This is a genomic window from Azospirillum sp. 11R-A (genome assembly GCF_049472615.1).
In the GTDB taxonomy this organism is placed as follows: Bacteria; Pseudomonadota; Alphaproteobacteria; order Azospirillales; family Azospirillaceae; genus Azospirillum; species Azospirillum palustre.
Window position 1 is genome coordinate 50,213 of the sequence record NZ_JBCEBL010000028.1, and the last position, 23,297, is coordinate 73,509.

A 23,297-nucleotide genomic window follows, 5' to 3' on the forward strand; every position below is an offset into this window, starting at 1 on the left:
AAGTTTCCGGCTCCCGACTCTGTCAAACCGGGCATTTCTTCCCGCTCGGTAAGATACCGCCTTGACGCGGGCGAAAGGAGGCATCATCTTCCCGAGCGGGAAGAGCGGTGCATGCCATGGAATTTATCGACACGCCGGGCCGCTTCGGCAGCCTCGTCCGCTCTCGGCGGCAGGCCCTCGGCATAACCCAGCGCGACCTCGCGTTGGCGGTCAACGTCGGCGAGCGGTTCATCGTCGATCTCGAAAGCGGCAAGCCGACGTGCCAGCTCGGCAAGGCCCTCGCCGTTGCCAGGGGCGTCGGCATCCGGTTGACCGACCAAGCCCCTGTTCCGTCTGCCGATACACTGTCCGACCTCGGCCCCGGCGATGCCTATCCAGACCTCCCCGACCTCGGAGACGAGGCGTGAGTACGCTTCCCGTCCATTACGAACATCTCGTCATCGGCGCTATCACCCTCGCCGATGAGGGGCCGTCCTTCGCCTACGACATCCGCTGGCAAAACACCCGGGGGGCGTTCCCGGTATCGCTGGGGATGCCGCTTGGCGGGGGGCCCTTCGGCCCGGAGGTCCTGATGCCGTGGCTGGCCAACCTGCTGCCCGAGGACGCCAATCTGCTCGCCGTTGGACGGAACCTCGGTGTCGCGCCGCAGGACGTCATCGGCATCCTTGAGCGGATCGGCCGCGACACGGCGGGAGCGCTGACCATCGGGCGTCTCCGCGCGGGGGAGGCCCCCGATTACCGTCCGATCGACGGCGAGACCGAGCTTGAGAAGATCATCGAGGAGCTGCCGGCGAAGCCGTTCCTGGCGGGCGAGGACGGCGTGTCGATGTCGCTGGCCGGCGCCCAGGAGAAGCTGCCCGTCGCCCTGCTGCCGGACGGACGGATGGCAATTCCGGTCAACGGAGCGCCGTCCACACACATCCTGAAGCCAGACGCCCGCCGACGGCTGTGGGGCAGCGTGCAGAACGAGGCCCTCTGCATGACGCTCGCCCACCGTTGCGACCTGAAGACGGCGGCGGTGACGACGGGCAAGGCGGGAGAGCGGAGCTACCTTCTGGTGACCCGCTACGACCGGGTGCAGCGGGACGGGCGCTGGCTGCGCGTCCACCAGGAGGACTTCTGCCAGGCGCTCGGCAAGCCGCCTGGGGCGAAGTACGAGCGCAACCGCTTGGGCATCAAAGGGCCGCGGCTCGTGGACATGTTCAAGGTGGTGGACGACCACCTGACGGCGGCCGACCGCATGCGGCTGCTCGACGCCGTGGTCTTCAACGTGCTGATCTGCAACACCGACGCCCACGCCAAGAACTACAGTATCCTGCTGACGGGCCGGGGCGCCTCGCTGGCCCCGCTCTACGACCTCATGTGCGCGGCCGCGTGGGAGAACGTCACGAAGAACCTGTCGCAGACAATCGCCGGCAAGGGTCGCGGCGACCACCTGATGGGCCGCCACTGGCAGCGCATGGCCGACGAGTGCGGCTTCAACCGCACAATGATCCTGCGGCGGATCGAGACGGTCGCGGACCGGGTTCGGCGGGAGCTGCCTGAGGCGGTCGGGGCGGTCAGGGCAATGCCGGGCGGGGACCACCCGCTGCTGGGCGAGTTCGCCGCGGCGATCGAGGCCCGCTGCCGGACCGTCGTGCGGCTCCTCGCCCACGTCGAGGAAGACGCCGAGGACGAGCATCCGCGGTGAAACCGCCGGGCCGGCCGTGGACTCGTCGCGCCGATTTGCGCAACAAAGTCGCGCTTCACTCCTTGGCGTGATCCTGCGGCTGCGCACCACCGTCGTCGTCCCAGCCACGAAGCCGGGCGCCACGTTCCAGCCGGCGTTGCCGCTCATCGGCAATGCTCACGGCAACCGGGAGCGCCGAAGCGGTCTGAATGAACATCTTCCCGCGTAGAAAATGGACCGACGATGAGCGCTTGCTTAGGTGGGTGGCTTGCATAACGGCTTCTCCTCTCTGGTACGGTCCAATAAGACCTGGACTGACTACACCGCTCTTGTGTGTTCCTCGCCGTAACAGTCATCCCGGTATGAGGGTGAAGGCACCCGACCGGTCCTACCCCTGTTTCACGTGCCCTGCGAACTGTGCTGGGTTTCCGTTTCCGCCGACGCCAGAACCCTGTCCAGCTCATCCGGGTCGATGAGCGCTGTCTGCGCCATGCCCGACCCTCCATTGAAGCGTCCATCGGCATGTGGCAGATGGATCCAGGTCGCAGTACGGCGATACACAGGGAAAGAGAGCGAGTCGATCAACTCCTCGTCGGTTTCCACGACGTAGCTCCCCGCCGGCTGCACTCCGTCCATGCCATTCAATTCGAAGGGACCGGTGAACGTCACAGTCCTGGTAGTTGTGCGGGTGAATGCGGTGCTCATCGAACGGTGCTCCCATGCGTGTCCGGCGGTTTCTGAAGGTACCTTCCAGGTCAGACCGCCGGTTTGACGAGTGACCCGATAATCGCATCTCGATGAAGAGGCGGGATGTGCCCGTTCGAAGTGACGGGCTTGCGGCGGATGGCGTCCTGCAGATGCTCTCCGGGTGGTCGAACGCAGCCGTCGTCTTTGCAGGAGGTTCATCTTGCAGCAGACACGCTATCCGCTGAAGCCCGAGAACGCCAACCCTGCAAGAAAGCCGACTGACATGCCAAGTGTCAGATAGGCCATACTCTTCCATTTCGGCGCGGACAAAGCCCAGGCTGCACGCTCTGAAGCAGTCCACTCTGATAGCGTCGTATTCCTGTGCGTCATCGCAACCTCCTGTTACGGGTTTCATAATGAATATGGCGCTGATAATTTATATAGCAATGATCAACCTCAAATATTTATATTAAAACTCATTTGGCATGAAGTCGTGTACACTTTATTTTTCTTAATTCATATACGTTTTTATTTGACACAATTCGGAGCGCGATCCTTTCCCCTGCTCCATCGGGGCAGGTCGCGGCGACGTCGTTGCGATGCTCGGCTCAAGACGCCATGAACCGGACCGCCTTGACCGATTGCCAGATGGTGAAAGCCCCGACCAGGATCACGGCGGCGGCTGCCGTCAGGGACAAGGCCAGCAACACCCCGTCCTCCTCGAGATAAGCCAGGGCGATCAGCATGATCGTCACGGCCGGAACGACGTTGCTCAGGGGAACCGGCACGAAGAAGACACTTGTCAGCGCGAGAACGACAAGCCCGACCACACGCGTCGTTGCTTCGAACGGAGTCTTCCAGCGCGGGTGTATGACCGTCTCCATGCGCCTCAACACCGGCACGGCACGATCGACCAAACGGACCAGACGCCGTGTCGAAAAGCGCCGGGAAGCGATGATCCGGGGGAAGGCTGGACTCTCGCGCGCCAGGATCATCTGGATCGCCGGGATCGTCAGCAGCAGGCCGACGACCGGTGACGTTCCCGGCGCCAGCCCGATCAGCGCCAGCAGCAGCAGAACGATACCGAAGGAGCGCTTGTGGAGTTTGTCCAGCAACCAGCCGAACGACACCCAGTCGGCTGGAGCCTCGGCCAGCAAGCCACGCAGAACCTCGGATGTCGGGATATGCTGGTTTATGACCGGGTCCATGGCGGCATCGCTCCTGGCCTTTCCGGCAGCCGGCACCGGGCCGGTCACGCCGGGATCGACACCGTGACGGTCGTGCCTTTGTCGGACCGGACGGTCACGCCGCCGTCGATCTGCCCGGCCAGCAACTCCATCAAGGTCAGACCGAGCGAACCGGAGCGCCGGGTCTCGGGCATGCCGACGCCGTCGTCGGCGATGCCCATGCGCAGAAGACTGCGCGAGGTATGGCGGAACGAGACGGCGATGCGGCCGGATCGACCGCCTGGGAACGCGTATTTCAACGCATTGATCATCGCCTCGTTGGCGATCAGGGCGAGCGGGATGGCTTGGTCCGGCTTCAGAAACGCTTCGTCGGCGTCGATATCCAAGACCACCTGCAGGCCTTGTTCGGTCTCGAAGGACGCCAGCAGATCACGGCACAGCATCCCCAGATAGCCGCCGAACTCGATCTCCTGCAACCCCTGCACCCGGTAGAGCTTCTCGTGGATCTCGGCCATGCGGTCCAGCCGCTCCACGGCGCTGTGCAGCGCATCCTGCACGGCCGGCTCCTGGTTCCGGGTGGTGCCCAGCTGGATGCGCAGGAAGGACGAAGCCATCTGCAAGGTGTTCTTGACCCTGTGGTTCACCTCCCGCATCAGGTCGTCCTTGTCGCGCAGCAGCATGTCCTTGTCATGTAGAGTGTTGCGCAGCACCCGCTCCACGTCGATGCGGCGCTCCACCTCGGCGGCGAGTTGGCGGTTCAGCTCGTCCAGCCGGCCCGTACGCAACGAGACGCGGCGGTCCAGCGCCTCGTTGAGTTGCCGCAGTTCATCTTCCGCCGCCTTGCGCGCGGTGATGTCGACAAAGGATGCGAAGTGATAGCGGATGCGGTCCTCCTCGAAGACGGGAGCGACATGCTGAAGCACCCACAGTTCCTTGCCGTCCTTCCGGTAGAGCTGCACTGGACGCACGATGGCTTCCCCGGCGCGCAGGGCCAGGTCGATGGCGCGCGCCACCTCCGGATCGGTGTCGGAGCCGGACAGAAGGTGATAGCTCCTGCCCAGCACCTCCTCCCGTGCGTAGCCGCCGAGCCTGATGAACGCGTCATTGACGAAGACGATCGGCACGTCCGGCAGGGTCGGATCGGCGATCAGCATCGGCATCAGGGTCGTTTCCGCCGCCACCACGAAGGGACCGCCACGCGCCTCCTCCTCATTGACCATCTTCTCTGCGTCCTTCTGGTCGCGGGAATTACCGGGCATGCAACGCTCCCTGGTCCATTCGCTTCTACTGAAAGAGTATCGCTGCACGGTGCAGCGTTCTCAGACGAATAAGTGGCAGAGGCCCTTCACGGCACTGTCCATTATATAGAAAAATATATCAATTGCCTCCTGCAGAATTTTCATAAGCTTTCTGCATACGTACAATATAAACTCCCAAATCATCAAAAGAATACCTCCTTATTATTTTGCGATTAATCGCGTGTTTTTTCAAATTATATTTCTTGCGACGTTGTATTTTTGCAGTGCGGCATAATATAAGGCTAAGTCATTAAGGTCGAGCACAGCGCTCCCCGACACCCCACCCGAACAGATATGGATTTGATATGGACGACGGCACGCAACCCACCCCCACCACTCGCCCGACCATTCGCAGCGCAAGCGACGAAATCCCGGCGGGCAAGGATGGGTCAAAGGGCACCACCATCCGAAGCGCCAGCGAGGAGCATGCGCCGCAAGCCAACCGTGGCTTCGGACAGCAGCCGAGGCCCTGGCCGCCGACGCTGCCCGGCACGTCGGGCAACCAGGGATTTCCTGAAACCGTCCAGGCTGCCGGCCAAAGGTTCAATCGCGCATTCAACCAGGGCCTCGATAGCGGGAGCGGTCAGGCGACGGCACTCGGCGGCGCCCTGATGGCAGGCTATGGAACGGCCTTTTCGGAAGCCGTCTCCTTCATGAACCAGGCCGTCGAGCGTCAGAACGAGATGATGGGCAGCATGCTCCAGGCCCGCGGGCCGCAGGACATCGTGACGGCGGGGCACCGCTACCTGCTCGGCGGATGGCTGGCCTTCTTCGAGGTCAATGTCCGCGTCGCCCAGGCCGCGTCCCGTCTGACCCAGGATGCCAAGCACAACGCGCCGCATCCCAACGCCTGACGCCGCCGGCCTGCCAAAAAGCCCTAGGAGGACCTCCGTTGACCAGTTCGGAAAACGAGACGCAGACGCTTCTCACCGTCGAAGAGCAGGTGGGCGTCGCCAAGCGCCGGCAGGTCACCGGGACCGTCCGCGCCCGCACCCTCAGCCATGAGCGGGAACAGCCGGTCGAAGCCGATCTGTCGGTGGAGACGCTGGTGGTCGAGCGGGTGCCCATTGGACGCTTCGTCGATGGTCCGATCCCCGACCGCCAGGATGGCGACACCACCGTCATCTCGGTGATCGAGGAGGTGGCCGTCGTGGAGGTCCGCCTGAAGCTGGTGGAAGAGGTCCGGATCACCCGCCGCACCGAAAGCCGCAGGATGACCGAACACGTCACATTGCGCCATCAGGACGTGGTGATCGACCAGGATCCCGCGCCGAACGACTCAGAGGCCTGACCGGCCCGGACCGCTTCAAAAATCCCAAACAGTCGAAATCCTATCGGAGAACATCATGAGCACGATCGTCGTTGGACTTTACAAGGAAACCGGTTCCGCCAAGAAGGCCTTCCAGGCCCTGATCGCGGCGGGCTGCCAGGAAACGGACATCGAGACCTTCGATGGCGCCAACAGCGCCGACAAGGCCGCTCAGAGCCTGCTGGGGCACGGCTTCGAGAAGGAATTGGCGGACAAGTATGGCGCTGCCCTCCGTCAGGGCCACACTCTGGTTGCGGCCGATATCGCCGATCAGGATGCCGACGCGGCGGAGGCGATTCTCGACGAGAATGGGACCATCGACCTGTCCGACGCACCCGCAGCGCATAAGCCGGCCCAAAAGGCGCGCAATGGCGGCACTGTCGAGCAGGAGACCCTCCAATCGGTGAAGGAGGAGGTTGAGATCGGCAAGCGCCGGGTTTCCAAGGGTGGGATGAAGCTCACCTCCGAGGTCACCGAGACGCCGGTCAAGGACACCGTCACGCTGCGCGACGAGACGGTGGATGTGGAACACCGCAAGGTTGACCGCCCCCTGAGCCCCGACGAGGAGAAGGCCGCCTTCGGTGAGAAGACCGTCGAACTGACGGCGACCTCCGAAATGCCGGAGATCACCAAGGAGGCCCGCGTCGTCGAGGAGGTCGTGTTGTCCAAGACGGCGTCCGAACGGGAAAAGACCGTGGAGGCCGTCGCCCGCCGCACCGACGTCAAGGTGGAGCCGGTCGGCGGCAAGTCCGGCAACAAGCGCTGACCCGAAGCACACAAGGCGTGGCAGGGCGGACGTGAACCGCCCGCCTCCGACGGCCATCCCGGACATAAGCCGGGGTGGCCATCCGGCATCCGGCACCCCCGATGCAAGATCGAAAGACATGAGCGAGGAGGCCGGGAGGCTGCCGAAAGAGCCGGTGGATCGCATCACCAGGCCACTCGCACGTTTCCTGCGGATCGAGGCGGCGGCCGGCGGCGCCCTGTTGCTGTGCACCGCCCTGACCCTGCTTCTGTCCAACTCCCCATGGTCCGCACCGTTCCTGGCCATCTGGGAGACCCAGGCCGGACTTCATCTGGGCGCCATCGAGTTCTCCCGGTCGTTGAAGCACTGGATCAACGACGGACTGATGACGCTGTTCTTCTTCGTCGCCGCGCTTGAGCTGAAACGGGAAATGGTGTTGGGCGAGCTCCGCAGTCCGCGGATGGCCGCGCTTTCGATCGCCGCGGCATTGGGTGGAATGATCGTGCCCGCCGCCCTTTTCCTTCTGGTGGTGGGTGACGGGGACAGCGTTCATGGCTGGGGGGCGGTCACAGCGACCGATACTGCCTTCGTGATCGGCTGCCTGGCAGTCCTCGGGACGCGCATCCCCCACAGCCTTCGGCTATTCCTGCTGTCGCTGGCGATCTTCGACGACATCGGCGCGATCCTCGTGATCGCGATCGGCTATGGCAGCGCGCTCGATCCGGCGGCCCTCGGACTGGCCGGGCTGGGGGTTGGCGTCGTGGCGGGCATCGCCCGCGCAGGCGTCCGCAACCTCCCGGCCTATTTCGCGCTGGGCGGAGCGATCTGGTTGGCTCTGGACGTTTCGGGCGTCCATCCGACGCTGGCCGGTGTCCTTCTCGGCCTGATGACGCCGGCGCGCAGCTGGGTGAGCGATCACCGCCTGCGCAGCATCCTGGGGCGCGTTACCGCCTACCCGCCGGGGGAGCATTGGAGCGGCGACACGGCCGACCGTCACGACCTGCGCCGGGCCGGCGTCGCGACCCGTGAGGCGCTGTCTCCAATCGAACGCCTGGAGATCCTGCTGCATCCCTGGATCGCCTTCCTGATCATGCCCCTCTTCGCCTTGGCGAATGCCGGTCTGCCGCTGTCGGCCGAAGGGATCGACGCCCCCCTGACCCTGGCAATTCTGCTGGCTTTCGTCTTTGGCAAGCCTGTCGGGGTGGTGACCTTCAGCGTTGTGGCCGTGACGCTGCGCCTGGCCATTCTCCCGGCGGAACTGTCCTGGGGCCTTCTCGCTGCCGGTTCGCTGCTGACGGGCATCGGCTTTACGATGGCGCTGTTCATTGCCGAGCTGGCGTTCGACCCGTCCCTGATCGGTGCCGCCAAGCTCGGCATCCTGGCCGCCTCCATCGTCTCGGCAGGATGCGGCCTCTTGGCGCTGACCTGGTTGACCTCCGCAAGGCGACAGACGGCGCTGACGGACAAGCGGCCGTGATGGCTCCTTCGGCTGCCTGTCTCAGAGCCGCCCGGATCAGAACCACAGCCCGTTCGTCACCAGGGCGGCAAGGAGCGCCGCCAAGGCAAGGATGATCCAACGGTTGCCGCCAATTGCACCGCCCATCCGACCGGCGATGTCGTTGATCGGCATGGCAGTGGTGATCGCGGCAGCTCCCTCTTTGGGCAAAAGCGCCACGAGACGATCCGCGATCCTGTCGGTGTCCGTTGTCCCAGGCTGTTTCTCAGGAAGCTGACGAAGGATGGCGGCAAGCCGTGACGTCGCCGCATCCTTTGACAACGCCGCCATGCGAGATCCTTCGGCCCAGGGATCGAGGTCAAGCCGAGCCAGTGCCGAGAGGACGCTGAGCGGCGTTCCATTCTTTTCCATCCAAACTGGAGCAGAGAGGAAATCGCCCAAGTTGGAATGGTGCAGGGTGTATTCGGCGCGCAATGGCATGTCAGCCTCCCCGTGAAAAAGTTTTCATCCATTATATGTGTCATTTCGATCTTATATCACCAACCTGTCGTGATTATAGGGCTTCGACATTGTCATATTTTGTATATAAATAGAACTCATAATAGAGATTAAAGACGAAAAAATTATGTTTGCAACTTGTCATGAAAACGCGTGAGACGGCGATATCCACTTGTCATCATCACAGGGAACCATCATCACACATCTGATGTTGAGTGGTTGAAGAGTGTCCGACGCCTCATGCTTCTCCATCCGGCCATTTGTCATCCTGGCCGACGGAGACGCCAGACTTTTGCGTCCCCCCAGGTCCAAGGACCACGACCATGATCACGAAGCAAGGCGTCTACACGGCGCCCGACGCGGCACCGCACCGCACAATTCTGACCGGTTCGGACGTGGAGGTGAGGCCGGGTGTTCATCGCCGCGTATCGTGGGCGGGCGTCTTTGCGGGCGTCGTGCTCGCCCTGGCGATCCAGTTGCTGCTGAGCATGCTCGGGCTCGGCATCGGAATGACGGCCATCGATCCCGCCGCGGGCCGTGAAGGTTTGCCGCAGGCGAGTTCCTTCGGGATCGGCGCGGGACTGTGGTGGACGATAAGCTACATGGTGGCGCTTGGCATCGGCGGCTATGTGGCGGCCCGGCTTGCCGGGGTGGCGGTCCGTGGCGATGGCCTGATCCATGGTCTGCTGACCTGGGCTTTCGCGCTGCTGATCAGCGCCTATCTCGTGACCACCACGCTGGGTGGCATCACAGGTGGGGCGTTCAGTGCGCTGGGCAGCGCAACCTCGGGCGTGGCGCAGACGGTGCAACAGGCTGTTCCGGAGGTCGTTCGCGCATCGGGACTGTCCGCCGAGGAGTTGCGGCGGCGGGCCGAGGACCTTTTGCGCCCGGTCGATCAACAGCGCAGCGGCGACGATGCCCGCACCCAGTTGCTCAGCGCCCTGACCACGATGGCGACTGGCGGGCCGCAGGCGGATCAGGCGCGTCAGCAGGCGGTTTCCATCATTGCGCAACAGGCCGGGGTCCCCGAGGATCAGGCGCGTCAGCGGCTTCAGCAGGTCGAGCAGCAGTTCGGCGCAGCCAAGCAGCAGGCCACCGAGACGGCGACCAACGCGGCAGAGGCAACCAGCAACACCCTGTCCGCCGCGGGCATCTGGGGCACCATCGCCCTGCTGCTGGGCGCCGTGGCCGCCGCGGTCGGCGGCCGCCTGGGCACCCAGCGGCATGAGCATTCGGCAATTGCCGATTGACGCCGCGGATCGACGCCATTGATTCGGGATAGCGGGTTTGACGTTGGCGTTTCGTTAATGGTGAAGCGACATGGTGTCTCCTTGTGGAGGGATCATGTCGCTTGTCTGGTTTTGCGCTTGCACATATTTGCTTGTCAGCATTGTTGGTCTGCTTGAGGCGGAGATCCGGGTGAAGCCTGGCACCTCCCCCCTGGCAGTGGAGATCGCCTGGTCGACGCTCTGCTTCGCCTTGATGTATCCGGCCAGTGCAATGATGCGCTGGATAATGCTGCGGACCCGTCCGTGATCGCCATGCCGCGGCTCGTCCCCGGCATTCCCCTTCGGTCGCAAGTCCCCATCGGGATGCGATGACAGAGTTCACAAGAGGCGGCCGCCGGGAAGCCGGCAAAGGAGGACATGCCGGAACCTCACAGCTCATCCCTGACGATCGCCACATACAGGAGGATCGTTGCCCAGCCGGGCTGACATCAACCGGGCTGACAAGGACCTTTTCGAAATGAAAGCCGCCGCTGTCCTTTTGCTCCTGACGCTCGTGGGTGGCGCGTCTGCGGCTTCCGCCGACGAACGCGACCCGACGATTCTCTTCGATCCGGGCAATTATGTCGACGGCGCCGGTGTCGTGCGCAGCCGTGAGGGCCGGCCCATCGGGCGGATCGAGGAGGAGGTTGGCGGCAGCCATGTGCTGCGTGACAGCAATGGACGCCGGAGCGGCAATGTCGTGCCCGGCTTCAATAAGAATGAACTGGTCATCCGGGATAGTGATGGCCGCCGCCAAGGCACGCTGGAGCGCCGGTGACGGGGGGCTCACACCCGCAACGGAGGTGTGTTCCAGGCGCCAATAAAGCGGCCATCACGACCATGGGAGGAAGGCATGTTTAAGGCCCAAGCCGTTGTTTTCACCGCCTTGATCTGCGTCATCTCCGGTGGAGCCTCTGCGCTCACCTATGGAAATGCGACCTGCGACCAGCTGGTGGATGAAGTCATCAACACGAAGAAGTTGTTCGAGCAAGCCGTCCAGGATTTTAAACGGCATAGCGAACAGCCGGCGACCAAGCAGGATATCGTCCAGCTCTCCCTTTTGACCCAGCGGCATGACCGGGCATTCGCCATGCTGGCAGTCAAGTGCCCGGATGCGCTGTCGAACATCGACTTCAATTGACCGGACGATTTGTCGGAATGGCCATTGTCCGTCGGACACTCCCGCCAACTCCGATGCATCGGGCGGTTTACGGTCTCGCACCACGCAGAAGGGCCCAAGCAGGCTTCAGATATATTAGAAAATAGGTAAAATTTGCAAACAGCCCGACCTCGTCCCCTAAAATATCTGATCTTACACCTCATAAATCCTAATAAAAGCGCACATATAATGTGAGAAACCTTCATTGTGAGGTCATCATGGAAACCCATCTTTTCGACAGCCGGGCAAATGCCGTTCATTTCCTGCGTGCGAACGGTTTCGAGTTTTGGGAGCCATATCCGGATTATTGGCTGAAGAAGGATCATTCAAGCCATCTTTTTGGAGACATCGAAGAGCATTCGAAAGATGAGATTCTGGTGGTTATCCATCCTGGTTCGGCTGTTGACAGCATCGTCAACAGGCGCCACCACCAGCAGGAGCGTCAGCGTCGGAATAACGCACAGTCATGAATGATCCTGCTTTACGCGCAGTCGCATCATCACAATGCGTTGCCTGATATCGTGCCGTTCCAGCTTAGGGATCGGCCTCCCCCCTTGGGTGCCGGTCAACTCACCCTCAGAAGGGTCGCGATCTGCTCCGCCAGAGCCTGTGGTTTGAAGGGTTTGTGGAGAACCGCGCAGCGCTCGATCCCTTCCGGTCTGTCGGTATAGCCGGTGATGAGCAGAACGGGCAGCGACGGCGCAAGACGCCGGGTCTCCTGGATCAGGGCGACGCCGCTCATGCCCGGCATGGCATAGTCGGTGATCATGACATCGACCGGCATCCGCTCCTGAAGAACCTTCAATGCCTCCAATCCACTCGTGGCGGCAATCACCTGGTACCCAAGCATCTTCAGGACGGCCGCCGCACCGGCCCGGACCAGCAGGTCGTCATCGACCAGCAGCACTACGGCACCGTCCCCCGGAATCGTCTCGGACGGCGGCTCCTGGGTCAAAGCCCGCGCCTCCGACGCGCGCGGGATGAAGATGGTCACCGAGGTCCCCTTGCCGACCTTGCTGGCGATCGTCACGCCGCCGCCGGATTGGGCAACCATGCCATAGACCATCGACAGGCCGGGGCCCGAGCCCCCACCGACACCCTTGGTGGTGAAGAAGGGTTCGAAGGCCCTGGCCAGCGTCGCCTCCTCCATGCCGATGCCGGTATCGGTCAGGCTGATCGCGACATAGTCGCCGGGTGCCAACTCCGCCGGGCATCCCGGTTCGCCCTGCCGCCTGATGGCGATGTTGTCGGCACGCAAGGTCAGAACCCCGCCTTGGGGCATCGCATCCCTTGCATTGATCGCCAGATTGAGGATCGCCGATTCCAGCTGCGCCGGATCGACCATCACCGGCGCCGTGCCCGGTGGAACATCGATGTCGAAACGGATCAGGCCGCCCAGCGTGCGTTCCAGCAAGGGCCGCATGCCCGCGATAAGGGGAAGCATGTGTGCCGGCTTCGGCGTGAGCATCTGACGCCGGGCGAAGGCGAGCAGCGAATGCGTCAGCTGGGCACCGCAAGCCGTTCGCGAAGCCAGAGCAACGGAACGCCTCGGCTTCGCCAGCGCCGTGCTGGCACAATCAGCGGCGGGGGAACCCTGTACTGTCCGCTGGTCCTGTTCCGGCGCCGCCGGAGTTCCAAGGGCAGCCACCGAGACTCCGCATTCGGCAATTCCGCCCATGGCAGGCATCCCGCCATCCGCACACCGACCGGAGGAACGCCCATGACCACGCTGCTCCACTCCAACGACGGGCGATACCCCCATGGTGCCGACGTGCTGCGCGAACAGTTGCGCTGGACGAATGCCGAGCGCCGCCGGGACAAGCCAGCCTGATGCGCGGGGCCGTGCTGACCCGTCTCACCATGGCCTGCGCCGTGGCCGGTGCAACCGCCCTCCAGAGTCCTGGACCACATGACTCCGAACGCCACAGCGGCCGGCCGGGCGTAACTTCAGGCGCAATCCATTGATTACAAACAGTTCACGCTCTGGAATTCGGAAATATAAATTCGATTGCAGAAGTGCGCATATGAATATCCACAGCGATTTCTTTTAATTTCTCCCTCCGATCGTCAATGTGTCGTAAGCTTCTAAGCATCTTAATTGGTGAACATCCGCGTACCGGCCTAATACCCTCCCACCATAACGATTTGGTGGACCAGAACAGTGGATGTCGGCAAAGACCGAGTGGGGGTCGTGGTATGGGGCTGGAGGCGGACAAGATGTCATCGGATGAAAGCAGGGATCGGCATTGCCAGGACATACCGTCCATGGCTCCGGCTGAAGAGCGGGACACGCGGTCCGGCCCTTTGGCAATTGTTGGAATCGGCGCCTCGGCTGGCGGCCTCAAGGCCATCACCGCGCTGCTCAGCGCCGTGCCGGCGGCCAGCCGCCTTGCCTTCGTGGTGATCCAGCATCGGATTCCGAACAATGAAAGGCTGCTGTCCGACCTCCTGGCAAAAGTGACGCCGCTGTCGGTCCATACGGCCCATGACGGGATTCCGCTGGAGGCAGATCACGTCTACATCGCTCCGGCAGGCTGGTTGCCGACCATGGAGGCCGGCCAGCTGCGCATTCGCGAATCGCAGCTGTCGACTGACGCGACCCTGCCCATCGACATCTTCTTCCGCACGTTGGCGACCGACCAACAGGAGAAGGCGATCTGCGTCGTGCTGTCCGGCACCGGTGCGGACGGCACCAATGGTCTGCGCTCGATCAAAGAATGCGGCGGGCTGGTGGTCGTGCAGGACCCGACAACCGCCGATTTCGACGGCATGCCGGGCAGCGCCATCGCCACCGGCATGGCCGATTACATCCTGGCGCCGGAACGTATGCCCGGCGTCATCGTCGATTTCGTTCACCAGCCCTATCTCGGCCCCGTGGCGGCAGAGCAGCCGGACGTACCGAACGCCGCACTGAGCGCCATCCTCGACCTGTTGAACGCACAGACCAAGCGCGACCACCGGGCATACAAGCCGCGATCGCTGGCCCGCCGCATCGAACGGCGCATGGGGATTCACCACATCGCCGACATGCCGGAATATCGATCCTTTCTGGGCACGCACCCGGCAGAGATCGAACTGCTGTCGCGCGACATTCTGATCAGCGTGACCCGCTTTTTCCGCGACGATCCGGCTTTCGAGGTCTTGGCCGGCGATTTCATCGCCCCGCTGGTGCGGAATCGGCCGGCGGGGAAGCCGATCCGCGTCTGGGTCCCGGCCTGCGCCACCGGGGAAGAGGCATACTCCATCGCCATCCTGCTGATGGAAGCCTGCGCGCAGAGCGGATCATCCCCCGACTTCCGGGTGTTCGCCACCGATGTGGACAGCCGGGCGCTGACCATCGCCCGCACCGGTCTGTATCCGGAAACCATCGCCGTCGACGTGTCGGTCGAACGGCTCGACCGCTATTTCACCAAGGCCGAGGGCGGCTACAAGGTGGCCAAGCCGTTGCGCGACGCGGTATCCTTCGCCCAGCACGACCTGCTCAGCGACCCGCCCTTTTCGAAGCTCGATCTGATCAGCTGCCGCAACATGCTGATCTACATCGAGCCGGACGTGCAGAAGTCCATCTTCGCGCTGTTCAATTTCGCTCTGGTCGAGAATGGCGGCCTGCTCCTCGGCACCGCGGAATCCATTGACGCGCGCTCCGACCTGTTCGCACCATTATCGAAGAAATGGCGCCTTTACCGGAAAATCGGCACGACACGCGGCAGCGCGGTGACGGTCCCGCCGACGAGCGGGCGGTCTGCGATCACGGTGCCGGCACCGCCCACCTCCTTGCGTGGGACCAGCCCGGCCGACATCATCCGACAGGCCCTGTTGCTCGAATACGCCCCGGCGGCGGTTCTGATCGACGGGCTGCATCGCGTCCAATACCTGTTCGGTCCGACCGGCGAGTTTCTCGACCTGCCGACGGGGGAGCCGCCCTGGGATCTGACGGCGATGACGCGCGGGGAGTTGCGCCTGCAACTGCGCCGCGCCGTCGCCCAGGCGATCGCCTCGCACGGCCGTATCCAGATTTCCGGGATCAGGCACAACCGCCAGGGCGTCGTGGTATCGGTGACCATTCTGGTGATCCCGGTGCGCTTCCCCCGGGCCGGCAACGATCTGCTCCTGGTCACCTTCACGGCCGGCGACACGGCGCCAAGCATGCCGGCCGGCGAGGCCGCGCCGCCGCCGGCCGATATGGACGGCGTCGAACAGCTCGAAAGCGAGCTGCGCATGACCCGTGAAGAGTTGAACGACACCATCGAAGAACTCAGCGCCACCAGCGCGGCGTTGCGGGCCGCCAACGAGGAGATCCTGTCGATCGGGGAGGAGTACCAGTCGACCACCGAGGAGCTGGAGACCTCCAAGGAAGAGCTGCAATCCCTCAACGAGGAACTCAGCACGCTGAACGCCCAGCTCCATGAAAAAGTCGACGAGTTGGAGGCGACCACCAACGACCTCGGCAATCTGCTGAGCAGCACCGACATCGCCACGATCTTCCTGTCGTCGGACCTGCGGATCAAGCGTTTCACTCCGACGGCGACCCGGCTGTTCGCTCTGCTGCCGCAGGATACCGGACGCCCGATCACCGACATCGCCCGCCATTTCTCCGACCCATACCTGCTGGCCGACATCCGGTCGGTGTTGTCGTCAGTGACGCCTTCGGAACGGGAGGTGTCGATGGACGGCGACACCACCTACCTGCGCCGTATCCAGCCCTATCGCACGCAGCACGCTCGGGTGGAGGGGGTCGTCATCACCTTCAGCGACGTGACGCCGCTGAAGCGCACCAGTCTGGCCATGGCCCTGCGCGCGCGCCAGTACAAGCTGATCGCCGATCTCGGGCGCAAGGACCCCATCGGAGTGGAGGGGCCGGATACGCTGGTGGAAGCGGCCCACCTCATCGCCGAGGGGCTTGACGTGGACGGCGTCGCCATCCTCGGCCCCGGCGAGGATCCCTCCGGCCGGCGTACCGGGGACGCCGAGGATCTGATCCTGCTCGGCAGTGTCGGCTTCTCCCTTCCGCAGGATTCCGAGGTCAGGATCCCCAGCGACATGGCGACGCTGATCGGACGGGTGTTCCGGTCCCGGCAGCCGCTGATCGTCGAGGATTTCGCCACCGATCGGCGCGTCCGCGCCCCTGTGGCGCTGCCCGGTTGCCGGACTTCCAGCGGTCTGGCAGTCCCTTTCGGCAGCGAGGCGCGGGGACCATCCGTCCTTGCGGTGCTCAGCCACAACGCCGGGCGGTTCAGCGACGCCGACCTGGAATTCGTCCAGGCCATCGCCAGCGTGCTGGGGCTGGTCATCGAACGGGCCGGGGTACTGCGCGCGGCGCGGGCGGAGCGCGACTTCGCCCAGGCCATCGTCGATACGGTTCGCGAACCGCTTCTGGTGCTGGACGAGACGTTGCGGGTGGTCGGCGCCAGTGCGGCCTTCCACCAATCCTTCGCCACCACGCCGGATGGCGTGCTCGGTATCGATCTGGCGGAGATGGCCGGCGGTCTGCTGGCCGATTCTGCCCTTCACCAGGCACTGGAGCGGATCATACCCGACGGCACGGTCATCGAGGCGCTGGAGCTGACTGTCGGTCGAGAGCCGGGCGGTCAAAAGTCCGGCAGCCAAGGGTCCGGCGGCCAAGACACCGATGACCGGCATTTCGCCCGACGCCGCACGCTGCTGCTGAATGCCCGCCGCTTGAACAAGGCTGGCGGGCTGATCTTGTTGGCCCTGGAGGACGTCACCGAGCAGGTGCGAGTCCGCGAAGCCCTCGCCGCCGCCAAGGCGGCCGCCGAACAGGCAAGCGCCAGCAAAACCCGCTTTCTCGCTGCCGCCAGCCACGATTTGCGTCAGCCGGTCCAGGCGCTGATCATGTTCCATCATCTGGTGGCAATGCAGCCACAAGGCGAGGCGGCGGGCAAGCTGCTGGTCAGTATGGGCAACGCGTTGGGCGCCATGACCGCCATGCTGGACGATATCCTGGATGTGTCGCGCCTTGACGCCGGCAACATCGAGGTAATGGCCCGGTCCTGTCCGGTCCAGACGATGATCGCCTCGCTGTGTGCCGAGTTTGCGCCGCTGGCCGAGGCTGCCGAACTGTCGTTGCACAGCGTTCGGACCGGCCTGACGGTGCGGAGCGATCCCAAGCTGCTGGAACGCATCCTGCGGAACTTCATTGCCAACGCGATCAAATACACCGACCAGGGCCACATCCTGATGGGGTGCCGCCGCGCCGGCCCGAACCTGCGTATCCAGGTCTGGGACACCGGGCGCGGCATTCCGCCGAACCAGCTGGCTTCGATCTTCGAGGAATTCCATCAGGTCGACAATCCGGAGCGCGACCGGCGGCAGGGACTCGGGCTGGGGCTTGCCATCGTGGAACGCCTTGCCACGCTGCTTCAGCACCCGATCCAGGTCCAATCGACACCAGGGCGGGGATCGATGTTCGAGATCCTGGTTCCGTTGGCCAGTCCGGAGGATCCCGTTCCGAAAGAGGAGGAGACGGCGATACCCGATGGCGGCAACGGCGAGCGGGTGGTGGTGATCGACGACGACCCGGCGGTTCTCGACGGGGTTGCCGCCTTCCTCCATGAATTGGGTTATGATGTGGTGGCGGCATCCGACGGCGACATAGCGGTGGAGCGACTGGAGAGCCGGGCGCCGGACCTGGTCATCGCCGATTTCCGGCTCAGGGGCACGGAAACCGGATCTGAAGCGATCCGGCGGCTGGAGCGGCACTTCGCCACCCGGCTGCCCGGGATCCTCCTGACAGGTGATACCTCGCCCGCGCGCATCCGGGAAGCGAGTGCCAGCGGCTTCCTGCTGCTGCACAAGCCGCTCAGCCCGGAGCCTCTGCTGACCGCCATAAGACGGTCCCTCACAACCCAACCATCGAAGCCAGGAAGCGCCTGAGGATGAGGTTGAGGACGAGAGGGCCGATGGTTCCATTGCAAAGTTTGCCGGTGGATGCGGAAAGCACCGTGTGCCGCATCCTCAGGCTGGCACTACACGAAAATCAAAGCAACAGCACATCGTCTGTCTATTTTCTACACGGGAAGATGTTCATCCAAACCGCGTGTGTGCTTCCGATAGCCGTGACGGTTCCCGGCCAACGTCAATACCAGCGGGAGCGCGGCTCCCAATTCCGCAACTGGGACGACGCTGGTGGTGCACGACCGCGAGAGGATGCTAAAGAGTGAGTTGAACGTTGGCGTAAAAATTTGGCATCGACGGTAGAATGGAACGCCGAGTTGCCGAACCGTGGATCGTCTCAGTTGAAATATCGAGAAATGCACTGCCAGCGAATACGCCATCAGCGGCACCCTCAAACGATATCGGTTCGGTTCTTCGGGAGCCGCGGAAGGGCAGTACCATGAGCGATAAGGCATCCTTCCCGATCGTCGGCATCGGCGCGTCCGCCGGCGGGGTGGAGGCCTTGGAGGGACTGTTCCGCGCCTTGCCTGCCGACAGCGGCATGGCCTTCGTGGTCGTCACCCATCTGGCGCCGCAGCACGAAAGCCTTCTGGCGGACATCATCGGTCGGTGTACCTCCACACCGGCACGCCAAGCCGTTGACGGGGATTTGGTCGAACCCGACCGCATCTATACCCTGCAGCCCGGAACCCTGCTGACCATCGAGAGCGGCCGGCTGCGTGTCCGGCCGGAAAACGCCGCCCATCGCGAGCGCAACCCGATCGACATCTTCCTCAGCTCTCTTGCCGGCGACTGTGGGGAAAGGGCCGTCGGCATCATCCTGTCGGGCAGCGGCAGCGACGGCACCCTGGGCGTCAAGGCGATCAAGGAGCGGGGCGGCTTCACCATTGCGCAGGGCCATGACGGCATCCACCGCCATGACGGAATGCCGAACAGCGCCATCGCCACCGGCGTCGTCGACCTTGTCGCGCCGGTGGAGACGATGGCGGCGACGCTGGTGGACTACACGCGAACCGCCACGCCGCTGGGCGACCTGACGAGCGAGAAGGAGGTGCGTGAGGATGCGCGGCTGGAGGCGGCGCGCCGAAGCATCACCACGATCCTGCGCAACCAAGTCGGACACGACTTCCGCGGCTACAAGCACAACACCTTTCTGCGCCGGGTCCAACGCAGGATGCAGGCCCTGCGGCTGACGGACATCGACAGCTATGTCGGCTATCTGCGCGAGGATCGCACCGAAGCCGCGGCGCTGTTTCGCGACCTGTTGATCGGCGTCACCACCTTCTTCCGCGATGGCGAGACCTTCCAGGCGCTGGAGGAGCTCGTCATCCCGCATCTGTTCGCCGGGAAGAGCACCGGCGATGCAGTGCGCGTCTGGGTTCCCGGCTGCGCCACCGGCGAGGAGGTGTATTCCATCGCCATGCTGCTGTCCGAGCATGCGGAAACCCTCCACTCCGTGCCGAAGATCCAGGTCTTCGCCACCGACATCGACGAGCATGCGCTGGAAGTGGCCCGCACCGGGCGCTATCCCGCCAGTCTGGTGCGGGATGTCCCGGCTGACCGGCTCAAACGCCATTTCATCGAAGACGGCACCAGCTATGTCGTCCGCAAGGAGGTGCGCGACCTGTGCATCTTCTCGGCGCACAGCCTTGTCCGCGACCCGCCGTTTTCGCGCATCGACCTGATTTCCTGCCGCAACCTGCTCATCTACCTGGGGGTGGAGCTTCAGGATCAGGTCATCCCCATGTTCCACTATGCGTTGCGACCCAGCAGCTATCTGTTCCTCGGCGTGGCCGAGACGATCGGGCAGCATCAGGCCCTGTTTGTGCCCATCGACAAGAAGCACCGTCTGTTCCGCCGGCAGGACACCGCTTCGGTGACAATCCCCTTCGCCTTGGCGGAGCATGGCGGCCGCTCGGTTCGTGGAGGGGCTGAGACGCCCCGCTCCATCCAGTCCAATGCCGCCAAYCTGCGCGGGCATGTGGAGGCRCGCGTKCTGGAKCGTTTCGCYCCGGCCCAYRTCGTCGTCAACCWGAACGGTGAGGTGGTCTATTATTCCGCCAACACCGGCAAGTACCTTCAGGCGCCTCCCGGCGCCCCGAACCGCCAGCTTCTGGCGATGGCCCGYAAGGGRCTGCGGCTSGATCTKCGCGGYGCCCTGCACGAGGCGRTGCAGACCCACAAGCCGGTRACCCGCAARCACYTKGCGGTGGARGTGGACGAKCGYGTCCAAGTGCTSGATCTGACGATCGARCCGTTCGACCGMGAGGGGGARSCCTTCTTCCTGGTYCTGTTTTCCGAYGTCGGMYSYCCSAGTCCKSCGGAGGAGATYTACGGCAAGGARMGTMASTGGGGYCAGGATCCCRTTGYGGTSGAGCAGYTGGARCGTGAACTTCGCGAYACCAAGGARCGTCTYCAGAGCACGATYGAAGARTAYGARACCTCMYTGGAGGARYTGAAGTCCGCCAAYGAGGARCTCATCTCGGTCAAYGAGGAGCTGCAATCGACCAACGARGAGCTGGAAACRGCCAARGAGGAAACGCARTCCGTCAAYGARGAGCTYCACGCCGTCAAYATCGARCTCAACAGCAAGGTCGAGGARCTKGATCAGTCCAACAACGAYCTCCARAATCTKTTCAACAGCACCCAGATCGGGATCRTYTTCCTGGACCGMTSCCTGCTGATCCGGAGYTTCACGCCGGCGGTMACCCRGATTTTCAATYTGATCGCGAGCGACCGCGGYCGYCCGCTGACCGATATCGTCAGTCATCTCGATCAATTGGATCTTGACCACGACCTCGGCCAAGCCCTTGCGGGGACGGAGCCGGTGGAAAAGGCGGTCCGCTCCCGGGACGGCACCAAGCACTACATCATGCGCATCCTGCCGTACCGGAACGCCCGTAACGATCTGGAAGGCCTGTTGTTGACCTTTGTGGACGTAACGTCACTCAAGGAGGCCGAGGAGCAGCAGCGCCAGCTGATCGGCGAACTCGACCATCGGGTCAAGAACATGCTCGCCGTTGTGATCGCCTTGGCCCAGCAGACGCTGAAGACGATCGCCAAGGCTCCGGAATGTACCGCGTTTCTCGGGCGCCTGCAGGCGGTTGCCAGCACCTACGATCTGCTGACCCGTGACCGTTGGGGGAATATTCCCCTGAATGACATCGTGCTCAACGAGGCGAAACCCTATGCCGGCAGCGAAGGACGGTTCGTCGTTGAAGGACCCGCCGTTCAGCTCCGGCCCAAGGCCGCTCTGGCGCTCGGTATGGTGATCCACGAGCTGGTGACCAACGCCGTCAAATACGGCGCATTGTCGGTGGCCGAGGGTCGCGTCGTCGTGACCTGGGAGATCGGGGAGAAGGATGCCGATGCGGCACTGCTTGTCCATTGGCGCGAGACGGACGGCCCGGTGCTGTCGCCGCCCTCCCATCATGGCTTCGGCTCCAAGCTGATCACCCAGCAGATCCGCTACGAACTGCGTGGCGACGCCACGGTCGATTACCGTCCGACCGGCCTTGAGGCGACCTTCACCGTACCGATTGCCCAACTGAGGAGCGACGACGAGGCTCCCGACTTCCCTGAGAGCGCCCGGTGACTGCAAAGCGTCTGGACGGCTGCCGGATCGTGATCGTCGAGGACGAACTGCTGATCGCCATGATGCTGGAGGAAATTCTGCAGGACGCGGGAGCCACGATAGTCGGCATGGCCGGCTGCGTGGCGGACGCCTTGGCGTTGATCAGTCGGGAAGACTTCGACGCCGCCGTGCTGGATGCCCGCCTCGATGATGAGCGGGTGACCGCCATCGCCGACGCGCTCGAAGCCGGCGCAAAGCCCTTCGTCTTCCACTCGGGATATGGACCGGAGCATCTGCCGTCACGGCACCGTCACCGGCCGTTGCTTCGCAAGCCGTCCAATCCCGCTGCCATCGTCCGCATGCTGTACGCTGCCATCGGCTGAACGGGGAGCGGTGAACCGGGCAAGGTGGGAAATTTCTGAAGGCGATGGTGCCGGATGGTCGCGTCCGCTGTTGATCCGGCGGTGATGGACAGAACTGAACGATAAGAGTCCGGCATGGATCGGCAGACTCGGGACATTGTTGTCGTTGCGGCGTCCGCTGGTGGCGTTCAGGCGCTCCAGCGACTGGTCAGCCAACTTCCTGCCGACTTGGCAGCGACCCTTTTTGTCGTCGTCCACATCGGTACCAACCGTCCCAGTCTTCTGCCTCATCTCCTGAGCCGAGCCGGCCCCATCCCTGCCTATCATCCCGTTCATGGCCAGCCCATCGAACGCGGTCGGATCTACGTTGCGCCGCCCGATCTCCACATGCGGCTGCAGCCGGGGGCCATTCACCTTGATCGCGGCCCTAAGGTCCGCCACACCCGCCCGGCAGCGGACCCGCTTTTCGAGTCTGCGGCAGCGACATACGGGGCGAGAACGGTCGGGGTCGTGCTGACCGGCGGGGATTTCGACGCAACGGCAGGCGCCAGAGCCATCAAGGCGCAGGGCGGCCTTATCATCGTTCAGCAACCTCACGAAGCCGAAGCACCCTCGATGCCGCTCAGCGCCCTGCGTGACGATCACCCGGACCACATCCTCCACATCGACGATATGCCTTCACTTCTGGTCGATTTGGCCGAAGGGATGTAGCCAATCGCGTCAGGCAACGGTGACTGTCTGAGGAACTCGGCAGCTTTCGCTGCATTGTGGACGATCCTTCGGTTCCAATCATTTCATCGCCTCATGCAGCGCTTGTACGACAGTGGACGAAAGCGACGGCTTACGGAGCAGGGGGCGATGACAGTGGGAGCTTGGCAGATGCTCGGGGCCATATCCCGAGTGAAAAACAAAGGGGATGCCCCGTGCGTCCAGAGCCTCGGCAACGGAGGTGACCGGTTCTTCGTCCAATCTGGCATCCAGAAGCGCAACATGGAAGGTTTCGGCTTCGATCAGAGCGAGAGCGTCCACGGTCGAAGCGGCAAGCCGAACCACACTGGCGCCTGCCTCCAAGACTGCCGCCTCCAATACGACGGTAACGAGGAACTCGTCCTCAACGATGAGGACACGACGGTCGTTCAGCAGCCTTCCAGACATCCGCAGCTCTCCTGT

General features: G+C 63.5%; 22 protein-coding genes. 15 read left to right on the forward strand and 7 right to left on the reverse strand.

The features are described 5' to 3' along the window. Positions 1 to 116: 116 nt before the first annotated feature. Entirely contained in the window at positions 117 to 407 is a 291-nt protein-coding gene (locus VH569_RS28185) for a helix-turn-helix domain-containing protein (protein ID WP_376967798.1), read from the forward strand. Beyond that, positions 404 to 1,690, forward strand: a complete 1,287-nt coding sequence (locus VH569_RS28190; protein ID WP_423319775.1) for a type II toxin-antitoxin system HipA family toxin — start codon at positions 404 to 406, stop codon at positions 1,688 to 1,690. Before VH569_RS28185 ends, VH569_RS28190 begins: the two co-directional genes overlap by 4 nt. Positions 1,691 to 1,745: 55 nt before the next feature. Here VH569_RS28190 and VH569_RS28195 read toward each other — a convergent pair whose 3' ends face one another. The 4 genes from VH569_RS28195 to VH569_RS28210 form a co-directional block, all read right to left on the reverse strand. Then, positions 1,746 to 1,943, reverse strand: coding sequence for a hypothetical protein (locus VH569_RS28195; RefSeq protein WP_423319777.1), 198 nt, complete (start codon positions 1,941 to 1,943; stop codon positions 1,746 to 1,748). Between the two features lie 125 nt (positions 1,944 to 2,068). After that, positions 2,069 to 2,374 (reverse strand): hypothetical protein, encoded by a 306-nt coding sequence (locus VH569_RS28200; protein WP_423319778.1) that lies wholly within the window; start codon positions 2,372 to 2,374, stop codon positions 2,069 to 2,071. A gap of 590 nt (positions 2,375 to 2,964) precedes the next feature. Further along, positions 2,965 to 3,612, reverse strand: coding sequence for an exopolysaccharide biosynthesis protein (locus tag VH569_RS28205; protein ID WP_423319779.1), 648 nt, complete (start codon positions 3,610 to 3,612; stop codon positions 2,965 to 2,967). Next, complete coding sequence (locus VH569_RS28210; RefSeq protein WP_423319781.1) at positions 3,609 to 4,802, reverse strand: sensor histidine kinase; 1,194 nt, start codon at positions 4,800 to 4,802, stop codon at positions 3,609 to 3,611. The genes VH569_RS28205 and VH569_RS28210 overlap by 4 nt, the downstream gene beginning before the upstream one ends. 344 nt (positions 4,803 to 5,146) lie before the next feature. Here VH569_RS28210 and VH569_RS28215 point away from each other — a divergent pair, with 344 nt between their 5' ends. The 4 genes from VH569_RS28215 to nhaA all read left to right on the forward strand — a co-directional run bounded on the left by VH569_RS28215 (position 5,147) and on the right by nhaA (position 8,372). Beyond that, positions 5,147 to 5,695: a hypothetical protein gene (locus tag VH569_RS28215; protein WP_423319783.1), complete on the forward strand. Its 549-nt coding sequence runs from the start codon at positions 5,147 to 5,149 to the stop codon at positions 5,693 to 5,695. 38 nt (positions 5,696 to 5,733) lie between these two features. Continuing rightward, positions 5,734 to 6,132, forward strand: a complete 399-nt coding sequence (locus VH569_RS28220; RefSeq protein WP_423319784.1) for a YsnF/AvaK domain-containing protein — start codon at positions 5,734 to 5,736, stop codon at positions 6,130 to 6,132. A 55-nt stretch (positions 6,133 to 6,187) separates the two neighbouring features. After that, on the forward strand, positions 6,188 to 6,916 hold the full coding sequence (locus tag VH569_RS28225; protein ID WP_423319786.1) for a YsnF/AvaK domain-containing protein: 729 nt from the start codon (positions 6,188 to 6,190) through the stop codon (positions 6,914 to 6,916). Between the two features lie 118 nt (positions 6,917 to 7,034). After that, positions 7,035 to 8,372 (forward strand): Na+/H+ antiporter NhaA, encoded by a 1,338-nt coding sequence (gene nhaA / locus VH569_RS28230; protein WP_098735075.1) that lies wholly within the window; start codon positions 7,035 to 7,037, stop codon positions 8,370 to 8,372. Positions 8,373 to 8,408: 36 nt separating this feature from the next. On the opposite strand, the gene VH569_RS28235 is transcribed toward nhaA, so the two are convergent. Then, the gene (locus VH569_RS28235; RefSeq protein WP_423319788.1) at positions 8,409 to 8,831 is read right to left on the reverse strand and encodes a hypothetical protein; all 423 of its coding nucleotides are present in this window, start codon (positions 8,829 to 8,831) and stop codon (positions 8,409 to 8,411) included. 341 nt (positions 8,832 to 9,172) lie between these two features. Between VH569_RS28235 and VH569_RS28240 the strand changes: the two genes are divergently transcribed. The 5 genes from VH569_RS28240 (at position 9,173) to VH569_RS28260 (ending at position 11,746) form a co-directional block, all read left to right on the forward strand. Then, positions 9,173 to 10,099, forward strand: coding sequence for a hypothetical protein (locus tag VH569_RS28240; protein ID WP_423319790.1), 927 nt, complete (start codon positions 9,173 to 9,175; stop codon positions 10,097 to 10,099). 94 nt (positions 10,100 to 10,193) lie between these two features. Continuing rightward, positions 10,194 to 10,385 (forward strand): hypothetical protein, encoded by a 192-nt coding sequence (locus tag VH569_RS28245; RefSeq protein WP_423319792.1) that lies wholly within the window; start codon positions 10,194 to 10,196, stop codon positions 10,383 to 10,385. Positions 10,386 to 10,595: 210 nt separating this feature from the next. Continuing rightward, complete coding sequence (locus tag VH569_RS28250; protein ID WP_423319794.1) at positions 10,596 to 10,895, forward strand: hypothetical protein; 300 nt, start codon at positions 10,596 to 10,598, stop codon at positions 10,893 to 10,895. Between the two features lie 75 nt (positions 10,896 to 10,970). Next, on the forward strand, positions 10,971 to 11,258 hold the full coding sequence (locus VH569_RS28255; RefSeq protein WP_423319796.1) for a hypothetical protein: 288 nt from the start codon (positions 10,971 to 10,973) through the stop codon (positions 11,256 to 11,258). 236 nt (positions 11,259 to 11,494) lie between these two features. Next, the gene (locus VH569_RS28260) at positions 11,495 to 11,746 is read left to right on the forward strand and encodes a hypothetical protein (RefSeq protein WP_143273067.1); all 252 of its coding nucleotides are present in this window, start codon (positions 11,495 to 11,497) and stop codon (positions 11,744 to 11,746) included. Positions 11,747 to 11,841: 95 nt separating this feature from the next. Here VH569_RS28260 and VH569_RS28265 read toward each other — a convergent pair whose 3' ends face one another. Then, entirely contained in the window at positions 11,842 to 12,954 is a 1,113-nt protein-coding gene (locus VH569_RS28265) for a response regulator (protein ID WP_423319798.1), read from the reverse strand. Positions 12,955 to 13,346: 392 nt separating this feature from the next. Between VH569_RS28265 and VH569_RS28270 the strand changes: the two genes are divergently transcribed. From VH569_RS28270 to VH569_RS28285, 4 genes are all read left to right on the forward strand, one after another. Then, positions 13,347 to 18,170: a chemotaxis protein CheB gene (locus VH569_RS28270; RefSeq protein ID WP_423319800.1), complete on the forward strand. Its 4,824-nt coding sequence runs from the start codon at positions 13,347 to 13,349 to the stop codon at positions 18,168 to 18,170. Positions 18,171 to 18,630: 460 nt separating this feature from the next. Continuing rightward, positions 18,631 to 21,786 (forward strand): chemotaxis protein CheB, encoded by a 3,156-nt coding sequence (locus tag VH569_RS28275; protein WP_423319802.1) that lies wholly within the window; start codon positions 18,631 to 18,633, stop codon positions 21,784 to 21,786. Between the two features lie 29 nt (positions 21,787 to 21,815). Further along, on the forward strand, positions 21,816 to 22,148 hold the full coding sequence (locus tag VH569_RS28280; protein ID WP_423319803.1) for a response regulator: 333 nt from the start codon (positions 21,816 to 21,818) through the stop codon (positions 22,146 to 22,148). A 114-nt stretch (positions 22,149 to 22,262) separates the two neighbouring features. Then, positions 22,263 to 22,838 (forward strand): chemotaxis protein CheB, encoded by a 576-nt coding sequence (locus VH569_RS28285; protein WP_423319805.1) that lies wholly within the window; start codon positions 22,263 to 22,265, stop codon positions 22,836 to 22,838. 78 nt (positions 22,839 to 22,916) lie between these two features. Here the strand turns inward: VH569_RS28285 and VH569_RS28290 are convergent, their stop codons facing one another. After that, positions 22,917 to 23,282, reverse strand: a complete 366-nt coding sequence (locus tag VH569_RS28290) for a response regulator (RefSeq protein ID WP_098735085.1) — start codon at positions 23,280 to 23,282, stop codon at positions 22,917 to 22,919. Positions 23,283 to 23,297 lie beyond the last annotated feature (15 nt).

Coding starts and splice junctions, on each gene's coding strand:
- VH569_RS28185 (WP_376967798.1), top strand. CDS start 117: ATGGAATTTATCGACACGCCGGGCCGCTTCGGCAGCCTCGTCCGCTCT.
- VH569_RS28195 (WP_423319777.1), bottom strand. CDS start 1,943: ATGCAAGCCACCCACCTAAGCAAGCGCTCATCGTCGGTCCATTTTCTA.
- VH569_RS28200 (WP_423319778.1), bottom strand. CDS start 2,374: ATGAGCACCGCATTCACCCGCACAACTACCAGGACTGTGACGTTCACC.
- VH569_RS28210 (WP_423319781.1), bottom strand. CDS start 4,802: ATGCCCGGTAATTCCCGCGACCAGAAGGACGCAGAGAAGATGGTCAAT.
- VH569_RS28215 (WP_423319783.1), top strand. CDS start 5,147: ATGGACGACGGCACGCAACCCACCCCCACCACTCGCCCGACCATTCGC.
- VH569_RS28225 (WP_423319786.1), top strand. CDS start 6,188: ATGAGCACGATCGTCGTTGGACTTTACAAGGAAACCGGTTCCGCCAAG.
- nhaA (WP_098735075.1), top strand. CDS start 7,035: ATGAGCGAGGAGGCCGGGAGGCTGCCGAAAGAGCCGGTGGATCGCATC.
- VH569_RS28235 (WP_423319788.1), bottom strand. CDS start 8,831: ATGCCATTGCGCGCCGAATACACCCTGCACCATTCCAACTTGGGCGAT.
- VH569_RS28240 (WP_423319790.1), top strand. CDS start 9,173: ATGATCACGAAGCAAGGCGTCTACACGGCGCCCGACGCGGCACCGCAC.
- VH569_RS28245 (WP_423319792.1), top strand. CDS start 10,194: ATGTCGCTTGTCTGGTTTTGCGCTTGCACATATTTGCTTGTCAGCATT.
- VH569_RS28250 (WP_423319794.1), top strand. CDS start 10,596: ATGAAAGCCGCCGCTGTCCTTTTGCTCCTGACGCTCGTGGGTGGCGCG.
- VH569_RS28255 (WP_423319796.1), top strand. CDS start 10,971: ATGTTTAAGGCCCAAGCCGTTGTTTTCACCGCCTTGATCTGCGTCATC.
- VH569_RS28260 (WP_143273067.1), top strand. CDS start 11,495: ATGGAAACCCATCTTTTCGACAGCCGGGCAAATGCCGTTCATTTCCTG.
- VH569_RS28265 (WP_423319798.1), bottom strand. CDS start 12,954: ATGGGCGGAATTGCCGAATGCGGAGTCTCGGTGGCTGCCCTTGGAACT.
- VH569_RS28270 (WP_423319800.1), top strand. CDS start 13,347: ATGTGTCGTAAGCTTCTAAGCATCTTAATTGGTGAACATCCGCGTACC.
- VH569_RS28285 (WP_423319805.1), top strand. CDS start 22,263: ATGGATCGGCAGACTCGGGACATTGTTGTCGTTGCGGCGTCCGCTGGT.
- VH569_RS28290 (WP_098735085.1), bottom strand. CDS start 23,282: ATGTCTGGAAGGCTGCTGAACGACCGTCGTGTCCTCATCGTTGAGGAC.